Annotated in this window: 14 protein-coding genes; 6 read left to right on the forward strand and 8 right to left on the reverse strand. The window is 60.3% G+C overall.

Annotated features, from left to right (window positions below; translation table 11 throughout):
* Positions 1-6: 6 nt before the first annotated feature.
* The 3 genes from FHL16_RS13900 to uvrD all read right to left on the reverse strand — a co-directional run bounded on the left by FHL16_RS13900 (position 7) and on the right by uvrD (position 3,918).
* Positions 7-414, reverse strand: a complete 408-nt coding sequence (locus tag FHL16_RS13900) for an SMI1/KNR4 family protein (RefSeq protein WP_010465379.1) — start codon at positions 412-414, stop codon at positions 7-9.
* A gap of 136 nt (positions 415-550) precedes the next feature.
* The gene (locus tag FHL16_RS13905; protein ID WP_010465378.1) at positions 551-1,423 is read right to left on the reverse strand and encodes a Tim44 domain-containing protein; all 873 of its coding nucleotides are present in this window, start codon (positions 1,421-1,423) and stop codon (positions 551-553) included.
* Between the two features lie 311 nt (positions 1,424-1,734).
* The gene (gene uvrD / locus FHL16_RS13915; RefSeq protein ID WP_010465377.1) at positions 1,735-3,918 is read right to left on the reverse strand and encodes a DNA helicase II; all 2,184 of its coding nucleotides are present in this window, start codon (positions 3,916-3,918) and stop codon (positions 1,735-1,737) included.
* A 258-nt stretch (positions 3,919-4,176) separates the two neighbouring features.
* On the opposite strand from uvrD, the gene FHL16_RS13920 reads away from it, so the two are divergent.
* From FHL16_RS13920 to FHL16_RS13930, 3 genes are all read left to right on the forward strand, one after another.
* A complete protein-coding gene (locus FHL16_RS13920; protein ID WP_010465376.1) occupies positions 4,177-7,050 on the forward strand; it encodes an EAL domain-containing protein in 2,874 nt (957 codons plus the stop codon).
* Positions 7,051-7,185: 135 nt separating this feature from the next.
* Positions 7,186-8,052, forward strand: a complete 867-nt coding sequence (gene hexR, locus FHL16_RS13925) for a transcriptional regulator HexR (protein WP_008027445.1) — start codon at positions 7,186-7,188, stop codon at positions 8,050-8,052.
* Positions 8,053-8,303: 251 nt separating this feature from the next.
* A complete protein-coding gene (locus FHL16_RS13930; protein WP_017341588.1) occupies positions 8,304-8,513 on the forward strand; it encodes a PA3496 family putative envelope integrity protein in 210 nt (69 codons plus the stop codon).
* On the opposite strand, the gene FHL16_RS13935 is transcribed toward FHL16_RS13930, so the two are convergent.
* Positions 8,455-9,417 carry a LysR family transcriptional regulator gene (locus tag FHL16_RS13935; RefSeq protein ID WP_010465374.1) on the reverse strand — a complete coding sequence of 321 codons (963 nt, stop codon included), beginning with the start codon at positions 9,415-9,417 and terminating at the stop codon, positions 8,455-8,457. The two genes, FHL16_RS13930 and FHL16_RS13935, sit on opposite strands and share 59 nt — an antisense overlap.
* A 190-nt stretch (positions 9,418-9,607) precedes the next feature.
* Between FHL16_RS13935 and FHL16_RS13940 the strand changes: the two genes are divergently transcribed.
* A complete protein-coding gene (locus tag FHL16_RS13940) occupies positions 9,608-11,023 on the forward strand; it encodes an acetyl-CoA carboxylase biotin carboxylase subunit (RefSeq protein ID WP_010465373.1) in 1,416 nt (471 codons plus the stop codon).
* 11 nt (positions 11,024-11,034) lie between these two features.
* On the forward strand, positions 11,035-12,843 hold the full coding sequence (gene oadA, locus FHL16_RS13945; RefSeq protein ID WP_010465372.1) for a sodium-extruding oxaloacetate decarboxylase subunit alpha: 1,809 nt from the start codon (positions 11,035-11,037) through the stop codon (positions 12,841-12,843).
* 134 nt (positions 12,844-12,977) lie between these two features.
* Here the strand turns inward: oadA and FHL16_RS13950 are convergent, their stop codons facing one another.
* The 4 genes from FHL16_RS13950 to FHL16_RS13965 all read right to left on the reverse strand — a co-directional run bounded on the left by FHL16_RS13950 (position 12,978) and on the right by FHL16_RS13965 (position 20,247).
* A complete protein-coding gene (locus FHL16_RS13950; protein ID WP_077748536.1) occupies positions 12,978-14,837 on the reverse strand; it encodes an autotransporter outer membrane beta-barrel domain-containing protein in 1,860 nt (619 codons plus the stop codon).
* Positions 14,838-15,544: 707 nt separating this feature from the next.
* Positions 15,545-18,508: an autotransporter outer membrane beta-barrel domain-containing protein gene (locus FHL16_RS13955; RefSeq protein ID WP_077748537.1), complete on the reverse strand. Its 2,964-nt coding sequence runs from the start codon at positions 18,506-18,508 to the stop codon at positions 15,545-15,547.
* A gap of 84 nt (positions 18,509-18,592) precedes the next feature.
* A complete protein-coding gene (locus FHL16_RS13960) occupies positions 18,593-19,429 on the reverse strand; it encodes an amino acid ABC transporter permease (RefSeq protein WP_010465367.1) in 837 nt (278 codons plus the stop codon).
* Entirely contained in the window at positions 19,426-20,247 is an 822-nt protein-coding gene (locus tag FHL16_RS13965) for an ABC transporter substrate-binding protein (protein WP_077748538.1), read from the reverse strand. Before FHL16_RS13965 ends, FHL16_RS13960 begins: the two co-directional genes overlap by 4 nt.
* A gap of 110 nt (positions 20,248-20,357) precedes the next feature.
* On the opposite strand from FHL16_RS13965, the gene FHL16_RS13970 reads away from it, so the two are divergent.
* Positions 20,358-21,257, forward strand: coding sequence for a homocysteine S-methyltransferase family protein (locus tag FHL16_RS13970; protein WP_077748539.1), 900 nt, complete (start codon positions 20,358-20,360; stop codon positions 21,255-21,257).
* Positions 21,258-21,303 lie beyond the last annotated feature (46 nt).

A 21,303-nucleotide genomic window follows, 5' to 3' on the forward strand; every position in this document is an offset into this window, starting at 1 on the left:
GACGACTCAGCTTTCCAGCCAGACGTCCCGCGCCCAGTGCCAAACCGATTCCCAGGTTTCTTCGGCGACCAGCTCTTCTTCGGCCAACCACAGCACCACGGTGCCGTCTTCTTCGACCAAGTAGTAATTGTCGCCGTCCTGGCAGATCGGGATCATGCTGCGGTCGACGCCAGCGTCCCATGCGTTGGCAGCAACGTCTGGCAGGTAGGTGTGGGATTGCGGGTCGGTGACGGTCACCGGCTCCAGGCTGCCGTAGACAACGTCGCTGACAGTCAGCAAAAACTCTCTGAAGACGAAGGGAATGTCGATGAACAGTTGTTCCTCGATTTCCACGATCTGGTCTTCGTCAGGCAACTCCAAGGGGACCGGTACCGGTTCGTTGGCTTCACGCAGTTGTTCGATGATTTCTTCCACGTCCGGGATCCTCTTGCTTGATGGCGCGGTTTAGTTGGGGCGGTTTATACAGTAGCTCGCTACAGATGCAACTGCGAAATAGAAAACCCCGGCCGAGGCCGGGGTTTCTATTACAGCATGCGTAACGCGGAGGGGATCAGCCGTTCTGGCGGATACCGGCCACCAGCCAAGGCTGGTTTTCGCCCTGCGGACGTTCCATGTTCCAGCTTTCGCTGAACACTTCGCCCTGGTCGAAACGCGAAGTCTTCGACACACCGGTAAAGGTCAGGGTGGCGATGGTCTTGTCGGCACGATCATCCACGCCGTCCAGTTGAACATTGAGGTTATCAATGTAGGTGGACTGGAAACCTTCGCCGAGGTCGGCACGTTCGCGCTTGAGGAACTCCAGCAATTGCGGGGTCACGAACTCGGCGATCTTGTCCATTTCGTTGGAGTCCCAGTGTTGCTGCAGGGACTGGAAGTGGTTGCGGGCCGCTTCAATGAAGTTCTGTTCATTGAACCAGGCTGGCGCGTTGATTACCGGACGAGCGGCAGCAGGTGCCGCCGAGCCGCCGAAGATCGAACCCATGCCGGCTGGCTTCTGCTCGAACACTTCACGTTGCATCGGCGCGCCAGCTGGAGCCAGATGCTCCTGTTGCTTGCGACGACGAGCGGCGATGAAGCGGAAGATCAGGAACGCAATGACAGCCATGATCAGGATGTCGAAGATCTGCATGCCCTGGAAGCCGTCGCCCATGAACATGGAGGCCAGCAGGCCACCGGCAGCGATGCCGGCTAGAGGGCCGAGCCAGCGCGAAGCTCCGCCAGCCTTGGCGGCAGCGCCTGCGGCACCGGCCGCGCCCGCAGTGGCGGCAGCACCACCGGCGGCAGAAGAAGGAGCCATTTGGCTGGTCTGGTGAGTCGGCGCAGCGCCGGAGCTCTTGCCGCCACCAAAGCGCTTGGCGTTGGCGTCGAGGCTCATCGTCAGGCCGATGCACAACGCCATGGCGATGCTAAGAAAACGTTTCATAAAGGGAATTCCCATTTGTGGATGGCACGCGCGCCATGTTGCACAGCTGAAGTGTTACTGGCTAGCGGCAGAGTGTTTCGGGCTTTTGCCTGACAGGTTGCGTTCAGCTTCGGTCAGCGCAATCGGGCCTGTTAACTTTGGTCTGTAGGACGAGGAGATAAGTTCTGTAGGAATGCCCGTAGCGGGCGCGGCGCAGATAGATCGTTCCCACGCTCTGGGTGGTAATGCCGCCATGGACGCTCTGCGTCCACTGTGATGCGGAGCGTCACGGGATGCATTCCCACGCCGAGCGTGGGAACGATCATGGGCGCCTAAATAGCTTCCAGCTTGGCGTAACCGAGCATCAGCCACTTGCTGCCTTCGCTGAAGTTCACCTGCACCCGGGCCTGAGCACCGGCGCCCTCAAAGTTGAGGATCACGCCGTCGCCAAACACAGAATGCCGCACGGCCTGACCGAGGCTGAACCCGGTGTCCGGAATCTCGCTGCCGCCAAACAGGCTGCTGGAGCTCTGTTGCTGACCACCACCGAACGGACGGCTGACGCTGTTGGACAGCCGCACCTCCTGGATCAGGCCTTTCGGCACTTCACGCACGAAACGCGACACCTTGTTGTAAGTCTCGCTGCCGTACAGGCGTCGGGTTTCCGCGTAGGTCATCACCAGGTTCTGCATCGCCCGTGTAATGCCGACGTAAGCCAGACGGCGCTCCTCTTCAAGACGCCCCGGCTCTTCCAGGCTCATCTTGTGCGGGAACAGGCCTTCTTCCATGCCCACGAGGAACACGTAAGGGAATTCCAGGCCCTTGGCGCTGTGCAAGGTCATCAGCTGAATGCTGTCTTCGTGCTCGTCGGCCTGGGTATCACCGGCCTCCAGCGACGCGTGGCCGAGGAACGCCGCCAATGGCGTCAGGTCTTCATCTTCTTCAGCGTTTTCGAAGTTGCGCGCGGCGCTGACCAGTTCCTCAAGGTTCTCTACCCGGGCCTGGCCTTTCTCGCCTTTTTCCGCTTCGTGGTAGGCAATCAGCCCCGACTGTTCGATAACCGTCTGGGTCATCAGGTGCAGCGGCATTTCCATGCACTTGGCGGCAAGGTTCTCGATCAGCTCGATAAACGCGCCGAGCGCGCCAGCGGCACGCCCTGTCAGGCCTTTATTGGCGACCAGCAAGCGCATGGCTTCCCACATCGATACGTCACTGTGGCGCGCATGGTCGCGAATCGCTTCAACGGTTTTCTCGCCGATGCCACGGGCCGGAACGTTGATGACCCGCTCCAGCGCCGCATCGTTGCCGCGACCTTCCAGCAAACGCAGGTAGGCCATGGCGTTCTTGATTTCGGCGCGCTCGAAGAAGCGCTGCCCACCATAGATGCGGTACGGAATGCGCTCGCGCAGTAACGCTTCTTCCAAAACGCGCGATTGGGCGTTGGAGCGGTACAAAATCGCGATATCGCTACGGGCCAAGCCGGTTTTCAGCGCGCTTTCGATGGTTTCCACCACGTAACGTGCTTCGTCGTGCTCGTTGAACGCGGCGTACAGATTGATCGCTTCGCCTTCGCCGCCATCGGTCCACAGTTCTTTACCCATGCGCCCGGTGTTGTTGGCGATCAGGGCGTTGGCAGCCTTGAGAATCCCGGCGGTGGAGCGGTAGTTTTGCTCCAGACGAATGGTCTCGGCATCCGGGAAATCGTCGGAATACTGATAAATGTTCTCGATTTTCGCGCCGCGCCAGCCGTAGATCGACTGATCGTCGTCGCCCACCACCATCAAACTGTCGCCGCCCTTGGCCAGCAGACGCAACCAGGCGTACTGAACGGCGTTGGTGTCCTGGAACTCGTCCACCAGAATGTGCCGGAAGCGCTTCTGGTAATGGGCCAGCAGGCCCGGGTGATCGCGCCACAGGTCGAGGGCACGCAGCAGCAATTCGGAGAAGTCGATAACACCGGCGCGCAGGCAAGCGGCCTCGTAGGCCTCATAAATGCTGCGCATGGTGGCCAGGAACAGGTCGCCGCTGGCTTGAATGTGTTGTGGGCGCAGACCTTCGTCTTTCTGCCCGTTGATAAACCACTGAGCCTGGCGGGCCGGCCAGCGTTGCTCGTCCAGCCCCAGCTCGCGGATCACCCGCTTGACCAGCCGTTGCTGGTCGTCGCTGTCGAGAATCTGGAAGGTCTGGCTCAGGCCGGCTTCCTGCCAGTGCGCCCGCAGCAAGCGGTGCGCCAGGCCGTGGAAGGTGCCGACCCACATGCCGGCCGGGTTGATACCCATCAGCTGCTCGATGCGATGACGCATCTCGGCAGCGGCCTTATTGGTGAAGGTCACCGACAGGATCGAGTGGGGCGAGGCGTTCTCGACCTGGATCAACCAGGCGATACGGTGCACTAGCACTCGGGTTTTACCGGAACCAGCACCGGCCAGGACCAACTGACGACCCACGGAGGCAGCTACGGCCTGGCGTTGGGCATCGTTGAGGGAGTTCAGCAGAAGGGAGAGATCATCGCGCATCGGGGCATTCTAGGGTGCGCCGTCACACCGGGCAAACCGAGCTTTGCATTAGCCGATGAAAGAAGCACGAATGACGACCGGTCAGTCACTGGCTGCAAGCGTTGGCGGGGCTCGCTCCAAGGGTTTTCAGGCGGCGGCGGGGGGCTGAAATTTTGTCGATTTTATGATCCGGGGCAGTTTGGTAAGGGCATCGGCTTGTGTATGCTCCGTCCACGTTTCGGGCTCATGCTCACCATTATAAGAACAAGAACATTGCCTATGACCCTCAGCTCCGACCTGTCGGGCCCTTCTGTGGAGCCCCGGGTTATCCGCAAACAGTACGCCATGGAAATGGCGGTCGAGCGCACGCGCCTGCTCTACCAGGGCTCGCTGCTGCCTACGCTGTTCATGCTGATCAACGGGCTGGTCTGTGCCGCACTGCTCTGGAGTCCGCAGCGCTACTTCATCGTCAGCGTCTGGCTGATCTGGCTTCTATCGCTGGTGGCCCTGCGGGTGATTCAAGTCGCGGCCTTCGATTCGGCCATTCCCAATCGCCAGGCCCATCCGGTCTGGCGTCGCATGTTCCTGCTGGGCTCCGCCATGACAGGCCTGACCCTGGCCGGTGCCGGCATCGCTCTGGTTCCCGCTGATAATTTCATGCAGCAAGCCTGGGTATTCGGCCTGATCGGCGCCGCCGCCCTGTCGGCCAGCGTTGCGTATGCGGTCAGCCTGCCGGCATTCCTGTCCTTTACCTTGCCCTGCCTGTTGCCGGCCATCGCCTATCTCTTCTGGGGTGGAGATGAACAAGGCCAGGGTTGGGGCTGGTTCGGGCTGATTTTATTGGGCGCGTTGAGCGTGGTGGCCTGGCAGGTCAACAGGTTGATCGACAGCGGCTTGCTACGGCGCTTTCAGAATCAGGCCCTGATCGAGCATCTGCAGCAGGCGCAGAGCTGCGGCGACCAGCTCAATCACGAATTGGCCAAAGAGATTGATCATCGCCGGTGCGCCGAAGACAAATTGCGCGAAGCCCAGGTCGAGCTGGAAAACCGGGTCGCCCAGCGCAGCCTCGAACTGGACGCGGCCAACCAGGCCCTGAGCAAGAGCGAAGCGCGACTGGCGCTGGCGTTGAAGGCCAGTGAACTCGGGCTGTGGGACTGGAACCTGCAAACTGACGAAGTCCATCACACCCAACTTCAAGAGTTGTTCGGCCTGGAACCGGAATTCGTCACCGCGATGCTCAGCCACCTCAAGCCTCGCCTTCACCCCGAAGACTTGCCGTCGCTGCGTCGTGCCCTGGTCGAGCATTTGAAAGGCCGCAGCGAGGATTACCAGATCGAATACCGGGTGCGGCACGGCGACGGTCACTGGGTCTGGATCGAGGACCGTGGACGAGCGGTCGAGCGCAGCGAAAATGGTCGGGTGATCCGCATGGTCGGCACCCGCCGCGACATCAGCGCGAGCAAGGGCCAGGAAGAACAGCGCCAACTGGCGGCGACGGTGTTTGAGGCGGCCAGCGAAGGCATCGTGATTTTCGACCCCAATTACGCGCTGATCGCGGTCAATCAGGCTTTCAGCCGGGTCACCGGCTACGACATCGACGACATGATCGGGCGCAACGTCGTCGAGTTGCCGTGCAGCCGCGATGCGCGCAGGCACTACGGCGCGATCCATCATGCGCTGGAACAGCACGGCACGTGGCAGGGCGAGCTGGTGGAAACCCGCAAAAACGGCGAGCTCTATCCACAGTGGCTGCAACTCAACGCTGTTCGGGATGCTCGGGGAAAGGTGAGCCATATTGTTGGCTTCTTCGCCGATCTGTCCGCTCGACGGGAATCCGAAGAGCGCATGCGCTATCTGACCCATTACGATGAACTCACGGGCCTGGCCAACCGTTCGCTGTTCCGCGAACGGCTGCGCGAGGCTCATCAGCGGGTGCGTCAGGGTGGGCGTCGCAGCCTGGCACTGCTGCATATCAACCTGGATCGTTTCAAGCTGCTCAATGACAGCCTTGGGCATGAAGTCGCTGACCAGTTGCTGCAGAAAATGGCCCGACGGCTGGTCAACGCATTGCCCGAGGCGGACACCATCGCGCGGCTTTCCGGTGACGAATTTGCGGTGATATTCGATGCCTACGGCAACCTGTCGAGCCTGGCGCGCGTGGCGACCCGGTTGTCGACCAAACTGCGTTTGCCGATCACCGTCGATGGCCATGAACTGGTGGTCAGCGCCTCGATGGGCATCAGCATGTTGCCGGACACCGCCAGGGAAATTTCCGCGCTGGTCAGCCAGTCGAACATTGCCATGCAGCACGCCAAACACTTGGGCGGCAACAACTTCCAGTTCTACACCGAGAGCTTGCAGGCCAGCACCCTTGAGCGATTGCAGCTTGAAAATCAGCTGCGCAAAGCGATCGAAGAAAAGCAGTTGCAAGTCTATTACCAGCCGAAACTTTGCCTCGCCACCGGACGCCTGAACGCTGCCGAAGCGTTGGTGCGCTGGGATCATCCGACCATGGGGCGTGTGCCACCCGCTGAATTTATCGGTCTGGCGGAGGAAACCGGGCTGATCGGTCCGATCGGCGAGTTCGTGTTGCGCCAAGCCTGTTGGCAGGCCTGCGAATGGCAACGGCAGGGGCTTGAGCCGATTCGCGTGTCGGTCAATTTGTCGGTGCATCAATTGCGCCAGGGCAAGTTGGTCAGCCTGGTGCGGCAGGTACTGGAAGAAACCGGCCTGGCGCCGCACTACCTGGAGCTCGAACTCACCGAAAGCCAGTTGCTGGACAGCGTCGAGCACATCATCGCGACGTTCCAGCAGCTGCGGGATCTGGGCGTGAAACTGGCGATCGACGATTTCGGCACGGGCTATTCGTCCCTGAGTTATCTAAAGCGCATTCCCGTGGATTACGTGAAGATCGATCAGGCGTTTATCCGCGGTCTGGGGCAGGGCAGCGAGGACGCAGCGATCACCCGGGCGATCATCGCCATGGCGCATGGCTTGTCGCTGAAAGTGGTGGCTGAAGGTGTGGAGCGCGCAGAGCAGCTGGAATTCTTGAAAGCCGAGCGCTGCGATGAAGTGCAGGGTTACCTGATCAGCCGTCCAGTCGAGGCCGATGACCTGGCGGCGCTTTTAGGTGAGGACGCAAAACCCTTGTAAGTGCTACATCAAGCGTATGTGGCGTGGAATGGGGACATCGAGTTACGCATTGAGCAGGCAAAAAGCCGATTCATGTAGTATAACTACAAGCTTGCTACATCCCCGGCCCCTGCCAATAACAAAGAGTCCAGACCTTTGAATCTGCTGCAACACATCGCCCAGTCACGCCACCTCTTACGCAAGTCGGAGCTCAAGGTCGCCGACCACGTGCTGCTTGATCCGGCGGCGGTGATGCACAGCTCCATGGCCGACCTGGCCCATAGCGTGGGCATCAGTGAGCCGACCATCGTGCGCTTCTGCCGCGCCATCGGTTGTTCCGGTTTCCAGGACTTGAAACTCAAGCTCGCGCAGAGCCTTGCGGCAGGTGCGAGTTTTGGTCAGTTTGCGATCCATGAAGACGATTCGGTCGCGGACTACAGCCTGAAAATCTTCGACACCACCCTGCACACCTTGATGGAGGTTCGCGAGAAGCTCGATCCGGTGGAATTGCAGAGGGCTGTGTCGCTGATGTCCCAGGCCCAACGCGTCGAGTTCTACGGCTTTGGCGCGTCGGGCGCGGTGGCGGCGGATGCCCAGCACAAATTCTTCCGTTTGCTGCTGACTGCGGCGGCGTATTCCGATCCGCACATGCAGGCGATGTCTGCGGTCACCTTGAAACCGACCGATGTGGCGATCTGTATTTCCCAGTCCGGGCGTTCCAAGGATTTGTTGATCACCGCTAACCTGGTGCGCGAGAGCGGCGCCTCGTTGATCACGTTGTGCCCGAGCCAGACGCCGTTGGCCGAGCTGTCGACCGTCAACCTGGCGATTGATGTGCATGAAGACACTGAAATCTACACGCCGCTGACCTCGCGTATCGCTCACCTGGTGGTGATCGACGTATTGGCGATGGGCGTGGCCATGGCGCGCGGGCCGAGCCTGGTCAACCACCTCAAGAGCGTCAAACGCAGTCTGCGCAGCTTGCGGCTGTCGCCCAAGTCGGTGAAAGCGCTGGACGACTGATAATGGCTGGAATTGTGACGAGGGAGCTTGCTCCCGCTGGGCTGCGGAGCGGCCCCAAACCATTCACAGCGATGTTCTGACCAATCACATCAGGCTCATTACGACGGCTGTGCAGCCGGGCGGGAGCAAGCTCCCTCGCCACAGGTTCGCGGTCAGTCTGCGAGTTTCATCGTTCTGTAACCCACCCGCCGCCAAACCGTCATCCCTCGCGCCTATCTTGAAACTCCCGTAATCGCCTTGGGAGACTCGAAATGGCCCAGCCCTACGAAGAACGCAACAGCGCCGTCAAAACCCGTCGCCAGCAAGAAGACCAGCGCCGCATGGAATTTCGCCGCGCCATCGAAGATCGCTGCGAGCGCCGCCAGTTGCTGGCCGAGATCGGCGATTTTCCTGATCTGGAACTCAACTACTGGCAGGCAGCTCCCGCAACTTCCCGTCGAAACGCTCAACCAGGGCGCTAATCTGCACCCGTTCGCTGCGGATAAACGCAAGGAATGCGTGGGCCACCGGCGACAGCCGTTTGGCCTTGGCCTGCACCAGGCACCAGCTGCGGTACAGCGGCAGTTCTTCGACCGGTAACTCGATCAATCCGCCGGTCGCCAACTCAAGGTTCAGGGCGTGGCGCGTCAACAGCGCGACGCCCAGACCCGCCAGCACACATTCACGCTGGGCTTCGGCCGATGAGACCTCCTGCGTCTGGTTGAAGTGCACGCGCTTCTCTTTGAAATACTCTTCGCACGCCATACGCGTTCCAGAGCCGGGCTCGCGCAGCAGCAGGGTGTAAGGCTCGAGGTCTTGCAGGCGCAGCGGCCCCATGTGACACAGCGGATGGTCCGGTGGCGCCACGGCCACGATCGGGTTGTTGAGGAACGGCAGGAATTCCAGCCCCATGTCCTGCGGCACCATGGACATGATCACCAGGTCGTCGCGGTTATCAGACAATCGACGGATCACCTGCCCTCGGTTGACCACCGTCAGTTGCAGATTCACTTCCGGATGCTGACGCTTGAACGCAGCAAACAAGTGCGGGACGAAATACTTGGCGCTGGATTCCACCGCCAGTTTCAGCTGTCCCTGCAACGATCCCTGCATGTCCGACAGCTGCATATCGAGGTTTTCCAGGCGCCCGAAAATGTCTCGACTGGCACGCTGTAGTGCTTCGGCGGCTTCCGTCATGTAGAGTTTTTTGCCGACGTAATCGAACAAAGGCTGACCAATCAGCTCCTCAAGCTGACGAATCTGCAAGCTGACGGCCGGTTGGGTGAGGGACATTTCATCGGCTGCCCGGCTGTACGACCTCAAATCACAGACCTCATTGAAGATCTGCAATTGACGCAATGTCATACGCATCAATGACTTACGCATTTTATAAGCACTCTCGCCACAAGCTGATGGATCAACTATAAGTCTTTACTTATGGCTAACCCAATTATTAATCATTTTTGTTAATCCCTTGTGGGGGCTAGTGTGGGGCTGCGACTAAGTCGAAACATTTAGTCACGCGTCGACCTGGTCTAGCAGGTCGTGGGTACCACCGGCTCAAGGGAACCTCCAAGTGATAAAAAAGATCCTGATCGCCAACCGTGGTGAGATTGCCGTACGAATCGTGCGTGCCTGCGCCGAGATGGGCATTCGCTCGGTCGCGATCTATTCCGACGCCGATCGCCATGCCTTGCATGTGAAGCGTGCGGATGAGGCCCACAGCATCGGTGCCGAGCCATTGGCCGGTTACCTGAATGCGCGCAAGCTGGTGAATCTGGCGGTCGAGACCGGTTGTGATGCCTTGCATCCCGGCTATGGTTTCCTGTCGGAAAACGCTGAACTGGCAGACATCTGCGCCGAGCGCGGCATCAAGTTCATCGGTCCATCGGCTGAAGTAATTCGCCGCATGGGCGACAAGACTGAAGCCCGTCGCAGCATGATCAAGGCAGGCGTACCCGTCACCCCGGGGACCGAAGGCAACGTCGCGGACATCGCCGAAGCCTTGGTCGAAGGTGACCGCATCGGTTATCCGGTCATGCTCAAGGCCACGTCCGGTGGTGGTGGCCGGGGTATTCGTCGTTGCGACAGCCGTGAAGAACTCGAACAAGCCTTCCCGCGCGTCATTTCCGAAGCCACCAAGGCCTTCGGTTCGGCGGAAGTGTTCCTGGAAAAATGCATCGTCAACCCGAAACACATCGAAGCGCAGATCCTCGGCGACAGCTTTGGCAACGTGGTGCACCTGTTCGAGCGTGATTGCTCGATCCAGCGCCGTAACCAGAAGCTCATCGAAATCGCGCCAAGCCCGCAACTGACCCCGGAACAGCGCGCCTACATCGGCGACCTGTCTGTGCGCGCAGCCAAGGCCGTGGGCTACGAGAACGCCGGCACCGTGGAGTTCCTGCTCGCCGAGGGCGAGGTGTACTTCATGGAGATGAACACCCGGGTGCAGGTGGAACACACCATCACCGAAGAAATCACCGGGATCGACATCGTCCGTGAGCAGATCCGCATTGCGTCCGGCCTGCCGCTGTCGGTGAAACAGGAAGACATCCAGCACCGCGGTTTCGCGCTGCAATTCCGGATCAACGCCGAAGACCCGAAAAACAACTTCCTGCCGAGCTTCGGCAAGATCACCCGTTACTACGCGCCCGGCGGCCCCGGCGTGCGCACCGACACGGCCATCTACACCGGCTACACCATTCCGCCGTTCTACGACTCCATGTGCCTGAAACTGGTGGTGTGGGCGCTGACTTGGGAAGAAGCAATGGACCGTGGCTTGCGCGCCCTCGACGACATGCGTCTGCAGGGGGTCAAGACCACTGCCGCGTACTACCAGGAAATCCTGCGTAACCCTGAATTCCGTAGCGGCCAGTTCAATACCAGCTTCGTTGATAGCCACCCTGAACTGACCAACTACTCGATCAAGCGCAAACCCGAAGAGCTGGCCCTGGCCATCGCCGCCGCCATCGCCGCCCACGCAGGCCTGTGAGGAATATAAGAATGAGCAAGAAGATCTTTGTAACCGACACCATCCTGCGCGACGCCCACCAATCGCTGCTCGCCACCCGCATGCGCACCGAAGACATGCTGCCGATCTGCGACAAGCTCGACAAAGTCGGCTACTGGTCGCTGGAATGCTGGGGCGGCGCGACTTTCGACGCTTGCGTACGCTTCCTCAAAGAAGACCCGTGGGAGCGTCTGCGCCAACTGCGCGCCGCGCTGCCTAACACGCGCCTGCAAATGCTCCTGCGTGGCCAGAACCTGCTGGGCTACCGCCATTACAGCGACGATGTGGTCAGGGCTTTCGTCGCCAAGGCAGCGGTCAACGGCATCGACGTATTCCGCATCTTCGATGCCATGAACGATGTGCGTAACCTGCGCGTCGCCATCGAAGCCGTAAAAGCGGCTGGCAAACATGCCCAAGGCACCATCGCGTACACCACCAGCCCGGTGCACACCATTGACGCGTTCGTGGCTCAAGCCAAGCAAATGGAAGCCATGGGTTGCGACTCGGTGGCGATCAAGGACATGGCCGGGTTGCTGACGCCATACGCCACCGGCGAACTGGTCAAGGCGTTGAAATCCGAGCAATCGCTGCCGGTGTTCATCCACTCCCACGACACCGCTGGCCTGGCCACGATGTGCCAACTCAAGGCCATCGAAAACGGTGCCGACCACATCGACACCGCGATCTCCAGCTTCGCTTCGGGCACCAGCCACCCAGGCACCGAGTCGATGGTCGCCGCCCTTAAAGGCAGCGAGTTCGACACCGGTTTGAACCTGGAGCTGCTGCAAGAGATCGGTCTGTATTTCTACGCCGTGCGCAAGAAATACCACCAGTTCGAAAGCGAGTTCACCGCAGTCGATACCCGTGTGCAAGTCAACCAGGTACCGGGCGGGATGATCTCCAACCTGGCCAACCAGCTGAAAGAGCAGGGGGCCCTGAACCGCATGGCCGAGGTGCTGGCCGAAATCCCGCGAGTTCGTGAAGACCTTGGTTTCCCGCCGCTGGTGACCCCGACCTCGCAAATCGTTGGCACCCAGGCGTTCTTCAACGTGCTGGCCGGCGAGCGCTACAAGACCATCACCAACGAAGTGAAGCTCTACCTGCAAGGCGGCTACGGCAAGGCGCCGGGCACTGTGAACGAGAAACTGCGTCGTCAGGCGATTGGTAGCGAAGACGTGATCGACGTGCGTCCGGCCGATTTGCTGAAGCCGGAAATGACCAAGCTGCGTGCCGAGATCGGTGCCGTGGCCAAGTCTGAAGAAGACGTGCTGACTTACGCCATGTTCCCGGACATCGGCCGCAAATTCCTCGAAGAACGCGCGGCCGGCACCCTGACGCCAGAAGTGCTGCTGCCGATTCCTGAAGCTGGCGGTGTGACCTCGGCCGGTGGTGAAGGTGTGCCGACCGAGTTCGTCATCGACGTCCACGGCGAAACCTACCGCGTCGACATTACCGGTGTTGGCGTCAAGGCTGAAGGCAAGCGTCACTTCTATCTGTCGATCGACGGCATGCCGGAAGAAGTGGTGTTCGAACCGCTCAACGAATTCGTCAGCGGCGGCAACAGCAAGCGCAAGCAAGCCACAGCTCCGGGCCACGTCAGCACCACCATGCCGGGCAACATCGTCGACGTGCTGGTCAAGGAAGGCGATACCGTGAAAGCCGGCCAGGCCGTGCTGATCACCGAAGCGATGAAGATGGAAACCGAAGTCCAGGCGGCCATCGCCGGTAAAGTCACCGCCATCCATGTGGCGAAGGGCGACCGGGTGAACCCGGGCGAAATCCTGATCGAGATCGAAGGCTGAGTTAACAGCCTCGATACACCGTTTTAAACCTCGGGGGGGCATGTGCTCCCCTTTTTTTGCCCGCAGTTTCGCGTTTGAACATGTGGGAGCGAGCCTGCTCGCTCCCACTGGGACTGCGGTGAATCAATGGTTGATCAGAACGCCATCCGCCACTGTCCCATTACTCCGTGATTGCGGCTGTCAGTGCCGATCTCGCCGTTAAGGCCGACCCCCAACGTATGTTTCGCTGACAAGCCAAGGTCCAGACCTGTATCAACCAGCAAGCTGTCACGGTCCAGCGGCGCACCGGAAACGGTGAAGTTCTTTCCGCCCGTTGCCAGTCGCTGACGGGTGTCGATGTCGATATCCCCGTAGGTGTGTTTCCAGCCGGCACTGAACCGCGGGGTCAGTTGCATGCCGTTATCCAGGGTGTTGATCTTCGCCAGTCGCAGGCCGAATGTGCTGTTGAGGTTGTTCTGGGTCTGGCCGTGGACTTTCAACGCTGCCGCGCCACCTTTTTCCGTGTAACCGTCGCGCTGATAGCGTTGGTAGCCAAGGCTGGCAAAGGGTTCGATGCTGACATTGGCTCGACCCAGGTTGTAACCCACTTCCGCGAAGGCCTGCTGGGTGCTGGCAGCATAACGGCCTTCGGGGCGGTCGCTGAAACCGTTGAAGGCAACCCGACGTTTAGTGCTGGCGTCGTGATTGCTGTAGGTCGCGCCCAGGCGCAGCGACATGGGGCCGTTCTGGCGCAGGGCATAGGCGCCCAAGTGCCAGCTGTCGAGATCGCCGTCTAGTTCGCGGCTGTCCAGGCGAGTCTCAGACTTGCCACCCATCACACCGACACGCCATTCCTCATCGACACCCCAATCTGCGCCCAGAACGAGGCCTTTGGTCGACGTTTGCAGAGCGTAGTGGTCGCGATCCAGCGTTCCACCGTGTCCCAAGGCTTGCAGCCAGACCCTGCCGTTTTCCGGGCTGCCGGCGGCGAGGCGTGGCGCGTTGGATCGGTTACCGCGTGGGGTATACGCGCTGGCGCGGTCCAGCTGGCGCATGGTCGAGAGCAGGGAAGCGCTGACCGGGCCGTCACTGTTGAGGGTTGCCTTGGCGAGGTTGGCATTGCTGTCACCGGCCAGTTGCTTGAGAGCGTAGGTGGCGGTGGATTTGTCGGTGGTGAGCAGGGCGGTGACGGCCGCATTGGACTCACTTGTTTTAGCCGTCGGCTCGGCCACGCTTTGGCCAAACGCTCGAGCATTGTCGTCTGCGGCGAAATCCTCTATCGGTACTTCATTGCGAGCGTAGTTGAGCACCACATCAGTCTTGGAGTAAGACAGCTTCGGCGTCATGTACGCCAGATTGCTCGTGACGCTACCGAATTTTCCTTCCACCAGGCCGGCTTTCAGTACTGTGTAATCACTGCTGTCGGGATAGTTGCCCGGCAGTGCAGCAACCTCCAGTGAGGCATTTTCAAGCGCTGCAATACCTTCGACGATGATGGTGGGAGGCTTGCCGGTAGCCGTTACGCCGTAGGAGAGCGTGGCACCCTCTGTGAATATCAGGTCTCCTTTGATGCGTGGAGCGCCAAGCCGCTCGCTGACCTGCAATGTACCGTCTACATAAAGATTGCGTACTTCACCTTGGCCACCGTAGCGCCCCCCTTCGCGAACAATGGCATCACCCGCGATGCTGCCCATGTTGAACAGCGTTGCGCCGTCCAATACCTCGGCCCCGCGGGCGAAGTCGTCTTTACCCGTCAAAGACCAAGCGCCTTGCGCGACTCGCAACCCGGAAAAGTTACTGGTTTTGTCGAGTACGCCGCCCTCGGGGGAGTCGAGCAGTATTGCGTTTTTCCCGCCACCGCCCTGAATTTCTCCTGCAAAGCTGACACCGCTACCGATGATAAGAAGGTCATCTCCCATCCCCAGTGTCAGTGAGACGCCGTCGATGCTTTCGTACCGCCCTGCTGCAGTGGTGCGCTTGACGCCATCGGCATTTGAGAATTCGTCGAACGTCATCAGTAAATCGTTATCTACCGTTTCGAACGGGACATCATTGTTCCCGGGTAACTCGTAAAGAGGCTCCGCTGGATCGATGGGTTCCGCGGTAGCCGCTACAGGTGGAGCAGGATTCGCTGGCACCTCAGCCGAAACCGGGCCGGGTTCGCCTTCCGGTGTTGCGGGCGATGGTGGTGGGAGCGAATCGTCGGCAGTTTCGGGAAAGTCGTAAAGATGCGCTGCGAGATCTACAGGTTCCGGGGCAGCCGAATCAGTTGGCGGCTGAATTACCGGTTCTTGTGGCTTTAGTGAAGCGGGTTTGACGGCATGCTGCATCGGACCAATGAAGTTCCTGATCGCCAAAAGATCATCACTTTTTCGCCAAGCGGTTGTTCGAGCTTTTTTGTCGGGCGCTTCGACAGCTGCATCAATCTCTGGTTGCTGAGCCATCGATACATCGATGCAGCCAAGGGAGAGGGCGATCGCCAGGGCGAGTCGATGCGGGCGATAAGTGGACGGCGTGGGCATTGAATTTGACCTTGTTTTTGAGAAGGTCAAACTCTAGGAGGGAGCGCTGGTCCTTGAATGCCGGGCGTTTCCGGCATTTTTGAAGGGCCATGGAAATTCGGTTGTAGCAAAAATCCTACTCCGCAGATTACGTGTGCATTGGCCTTCACACGGTGGAGTATTTGCCTACAACCTTTCCGGACTGGTCTGTTTTTTACGGATCAGAAACTCATCTGCCACTGCCCCATCACCCCATGATTGCGGCTGTTGCTCCCCATCTCTCCGCTGTACCCAATCCCCACCGAATGCCGCGCCGAAATGCCCAGGTCCAGCCCGGCTTCCAGCACCAGACTGTCACGGTCCAGTGAACTGCCATCAACGCTGAACGCCGTTCCCCCGACCACAAAAGCCTGACGCGTCGAGTTGCTGACATCGCCATAGGTGTGCTTCCAGCCTGCGGTCATACGGGGCGTCAGGCTCATGCCGTTCTCCAGCGAACTCAGGTGCGCCAGGCGCAGGCCGAAGGTGCTGCTGAAGTTGTCCTGGGTTTGTTTGTCGACTTGAAGGGCGGCGGCGCCGCCTTTTTCCTGGTAGCGGTCGCGGTGATAACGCTGGTAGCCGAGGTTGGCAAACGGCTCGGCACTGAGTCGACCGCTGCCCATTGCGTAGCCCAGTTCGGCGAAGGCCTGTTGGCTGTCGGCGTCGTAATCGCCTTTTGGGCGGTCGCTGAAGCCGTTGAAGGCCACCGTGCGTTTGCTTTCACCTTGATGACCGCTGTACGCGGCGCCGAGGCGCAAAGCGAAGGGACCGCTTTGGCGCAAGGCATAGACGCCGGCGTGCCAGCTCTCGACATTGCCATCGACTCCCGTGGCATCCAGATCTGTTTTCGAATAACCGCCCAGAACACCCAATCGCCATTGCGGATTGAGCGCCCAGTCGGCCCCGAGCACGCTGCCTTTGGTGCGCTGCTCCAGGCCGCTGCTGCCATGCTCGCCATCGAGCTTGCCGTAGCCGCCGATGGCTTGCAGCCAGAGTCGGCCTTGGGCGTTCGGGTCATTGAGGTTGCGGGCTTCGGAGGGAACGCCAGCGGCGGCGAGTACTGGGGTGTCGCGCTGATCCAGGCCGACCAGCAATCCTGGACCACCGCCCATTTGCTGCATCGCCGACAGCATGCTGCTGCCGATCTGGCTGCCGGCGCTGAGGGTAGCGCTGGTCAGGTTAGCGTTGCTGGCGCCGGCGAGTTGCTCGATCGCCGCGCCGGCCGTGGCGCTGGTGGTGTTCAGCAGTGCGTTGTAGAGCGCGTTGTTTTTGCCCATCGAGGCCAGGCTGTTGGCGGCGCTGCTGCCGTTACCCGTGACCGCGAATTGGTTGAAGGCGACATCGTTGCGCGTGTAGGTCAGGTCGACTTGTGTCGGGGTGTAAGCGAGGGTCGGCGTGATGAACGCGTAGTCGCTGGTGACCTTGCCGAAGGTGCCGTTGATGCTCGCGGCTTGCAGGACGGTGTAGTGGCTCTGCCACGGATAAGTGCCGCTGCCAGGGTTCACCGCCAGGGTTGAGCCGTTCAGGCTGGCTAAGCCGCCGACCTGGATCGGCGCGCTGCTGCCATCGGCATTGACGCCGTAGGCCAGGGTCGCGCCGCTGCCCATGGTCAAGTCGTGGGTGATGGTTGCTGTGCCGAGTTGAGTGTTGGTCCGTAACGTCCCGTTGACCAGCAAGTTGCCGACCGAACCACCACCTGCATATACACCGCCCGCATCGACGGTCAAAGTGCCAGCGATACCGCCTTGGTTGATCAGCGTTGCACCATTGCGCACCGCGCCGCCGTCGCTGAAATCACCGCTGCCGGTCAGCGTCCAGGCCCCGTGCCTGACCTCCAGCCATTCGAAGTTGCGACTCGCACCGAAATGGCCGCCCGCCGCGTCGTCCATCACCACGTGGTCGTCACCGCTGCCGCCGTCGACCATGCCGACGAAGCGGCTGCCATTGCGCACTGTCAGGTTGTCGTTGCCGCCACCCAAATCCAGCGCCAGGCCATTGCTGCCGCTGATCGTGCCGCCGTTGATCACGCTGTCATCGAACCCGCCGACGAACTTCACGCCGAATCCGTCGAGGCCCTGAATGGTGCCGAAGTTTTCCAGCGTGGTCGCGGCCACGCCCGAACCGCCGCTGCCGTCGTCCACCAAAATGGCGCTGTTGGCGCCGCTGATCAGCGCCCCGTTGGTGTTCAATACATAGCCGCCACCCAACGCGATGCCTTCGCTGCCGTTGGCGAACCCCCCCTTGTCGACACCGCCGGCACCGACACCTTGAATGGTGCCGTAGTTTTCGATGTGGGCGAGCTTGTCGATGTCCACGCCATCACCGTCGCCATTGGGTTGCAGGCCCGAATAAGCACCGGTAATCGTGCTGTGGTTGATGACGGTGCCGTCGCCATCGGAGCCGAAGCCCGAGCCATTGCGGCCGGTGATTTGACCGTAGTTGGTGAGTGTCGCGCCCAGGTCAGTGGTGATGCCATGGCGGCCACCGGAAATGCTGCCGTAGTTGGTCACCGTCACGCCGGTCGCGGTGTCGATGTCGATACCGTCGAATTTGTTGTCAGCGATTCGAGCGTCGCCGGTAGAGATCTCGCCATAGTTGGTGATTATCGCGTTGGCGCCGGTCTTCATGCCATCGCTGGCGTCCCCGCGAATCAACCCGCCTGCGCGGTTGATGATCGTCGTTTTGACCCCGGCACTGCGCAGCGCATCCAGGTCCAGCCCTTGGCCGGTGGTCGAGCGGATAATGCCGCTGTTGTCGATCAGCAAGCTGCCGCTGGCGAAGTTGCTGTCGATGCGCAACGCGTCGTTGAAGCCGAGAATCTGCCCACCCGCGCGGTTATAAATGCTGTAGTTGCGTGCCTGAGTCAGGTCACCGCTGCTGTCGATCGCCCGGCCGCCGGTCGAGATGATCCTGCCCGAGTTATCGATCACCACACCCACGCCGCTGGTGCCGTCTTTCAGGCTCACTGCCTTGCCAGCGTTGGTGATGCTGCCCGGCGCTAAAATCGTCAGCGTGTCTGCGCCGCCCAGGGTTTGTGCAGCGGTGGTCGGCGTGTCGATCTGCACATTCTTGAAGGGTGCGGCATGGGCGCCGGTGCTGATCAACAACGCGATGCTGAGTGCCAGGCGCTGGGGGGAGAAGGGCATGTGAGACGGCCTTTTTGTTATAAGCGGGCCGTCTGGTATAGCGGAGGGTTTTTACAGAATGATGTCTGCGTGTGCACCTTCAGCCTAACTCCGACTCAAATACGCCTTCCCGTAATGCCGCTCCATCCTTGCCTGAATCAGCTCCAGTCCAATCGACATCACCCAGTAAATAATCGCCGCCGTCGTCAGCATCTCGATATACCGATAGCTCGACCGTCCATACGATTGCGCCAGGAACATCACTTCCCAAACCCCCATCACCGAGATCAGCGACGAGTCTTTGAGCATCGAGATGAATTGGTTGGTGGTCGGCGGGATGATGGTGCGCATGGCTTGGGGCAGGGTGACGCGCCAGAAGATCACGGTTTCGCGCATGCCCAGTGCCAGGGAGGCTTCGCGTTGTCCATGGGCGACACCGAGGATGCCAGCGCGAAAGATTTCGCTCAGGTAGGCGCCGTAGTTAAGCGACAAGGCGATGATGCCGGCGGTGACTGCGCCTGGAACGACGCCCAGTTGCGGCAGGCCGAGGTAGATCAGCAGGATCTGGATCAGCAGCGGCGTGCCGCGAAAGAACGAGGCGTAGAAACTGGCGATGCCGAAGGCCACGGCGCTTTTCGACAGCCGAGCCAGAGCGGTGACGAAACCCAGCAGCGACGACGTCACAATTGAGGCCAGGCACAGAAACAGCGTCAGCGCCGCGCCTTGCAAGAAGCCGTTCGGTGCCAGGTGCAGGCCGATCAGGTTGGGCAGTTTGTCGAGGATGATCGAGAACTTCAGGTCGAAGCTCAGGAAGAAACTGGCGAACAAACCAAACATCGCCGCCCACGTCAGATACAGCCGCGTGCGGAAACCGAAAATTCGTTGCAGCCGCGACTCAGCCACCGGTTGCGGTGGCTGAGGAGGTGTCGGGAAAGAAGTCATTGGCTGATGTCGGCACCGATCCATTTTTGCGAGAGCTTGCTCAGGGTGCCGTCCTGCTTCAGTTGCGCAAAGACCTCACGCACCTTGGCGTCCCACTGCGCGTCACCTTTCTCGATGGCCACCGAGTTCGGCTCCGAGTACAGCGGCTCGCCGGCCAGCTTGAAGCGCTTGTCTTCGGTCAGACGCGGTTGCGCGGTGACGAGGTTGGTGAGGATCGCATCCAGTCGCACGCCGGCCCCGAGCCCCAGGTCCTGGAACGCCACGTTATCGGTGTCATACGGCGCGATTTGCACATCCTCGAACGGGTACTGCAACTGGGTGTCTTCAGCGCCTTCGATCACCAGGTTTTTATTCAGGTAACTTTCGTAGCTGGAGGCGCTGGTGAGGCCGACTTTCTTGCCGCTGAGGTCCTTGGCGCTGTGAATGCGATCATCCTTGGCATTGACCACGATCACGGCTGGCGAAGCGTAGTACTCGACCGGGAAATCGAAGACTTCGGCCCGTGCCTTGCTCGGCGTCATCGAGCAGACGCAGATGTCGTAACGGCCGCTCCAGCGACCGGCAGCGATGACGTCCCAGGACGGCGTTTCCAGACGCAGTTTGACGCCCAGTTTGTCCGCCACGGCTTTGGCCACATCGACGTCAAATCCGTCGAGTTGGTTCTGGTCGTTGAGGAATGAGAACGGTGGATAGCTTTCCATCAACACGCCCACCAGTTCTTTCTTCTGTTCGATGCGGTCCAGCGTTGCTCCGCCAAAGGCTTGGGTGGAGGCAGCCAGAATCGTCAGGCCCAGGGCCAGGAGTGGTTTAAATTTCACAGTCGATCCCTGAAAAAAGTGGTTGTGATTAACCGAATGGTGCGTATTAAATAGTTATAAGAACTACCTTGGTAGTGAGTTATTTTCATAAGCATATGAGTGAAAAGCATATGGGCGCAGGAAGCACGGTAATTCTGGATGGCGGTATGGGTCGTGAACTGCAGCGCGCTGGAGCGCCCTTCAGGCAGCCCGAATGGTCGGCGCTGGCCTTGAGTGAAGCGCCGCAGGCAGTAGAGGCGGTGCACGCGGCTTATATCGAAAGTGGTGCCAGCGTGATCACCAGCAACAGTTACGCGGTGGTGCCGTTTCACATCGGCGAAGAGCGTTTTGCAGCAGAAGGGCAGGCTCTCGCGGCGCTGGCCGGTGAGTTGGCGCGGCGGGCGGTGGAGGCTTCGGGCAAGGCTGTACGTGTGGCCGGTTCGTTGCCACCGTTGTTCGGCTCCTATCGCCCAGACCTTTTTGACGCTGCTCGGGTGACTGAATTGCTGACGCCGCTGGTCAAGGGGCTGGCACCTCATGTCGACCTGTGGCTAGCCGAAACACAGAGCTCCATCGTCGAGGCGCGGGCCATACACGCCGGCCTGCCCAAGGACGGAAAGCCGTTCTGGCTTTCGTTTACCTTGACGGATGAGGACACGGACGAAGTGCCGCGTTTACGTTCCGGTGAGCCCGTCGCTGAGGCCGCTGCGGTGGCGGCTGAACTGGGCATCGAGGTATTGCTGTTCAACTGCAGTCAGCCGGAAGTGATCGGCGCTGCGATCGATGCGGCGCGGGAAACCTTTCAGCGTTTGGGGGTGAAGATTCACATCGGCGCGTACGCCAATGCGTTCCCGCCACAACCGAAAGAGGCCACGGCCAATGACGGTCTGGACCCGTTGCGCGAGGATCTCGACCCGCCGGGGTATCTGCAGTGGGCGGTGGACTGGAAAGCGCGCGGCGCCAGTCATTTGGGCGGATGCTGCGGGATTGGGCCTGAGCATATAGCGGTGCTTGCGCAAAAATTGGCGTGAAGCCATTCGCCGGAACGCCGCCCGGAGCGAGCCCGCTCCCACATGG

The organism is Pseudomonas sp. FSL W5-0299 (assembly GCF_005930655.1).
Taxonomy (GTDB): domain Bacteria; phylum Pseudomonadota; class Gammaproteobacteria; order Pseudomonadales; family Pseudomonadaceae; genus Aquipseudomonas; species Aquipseudomonas mandelii.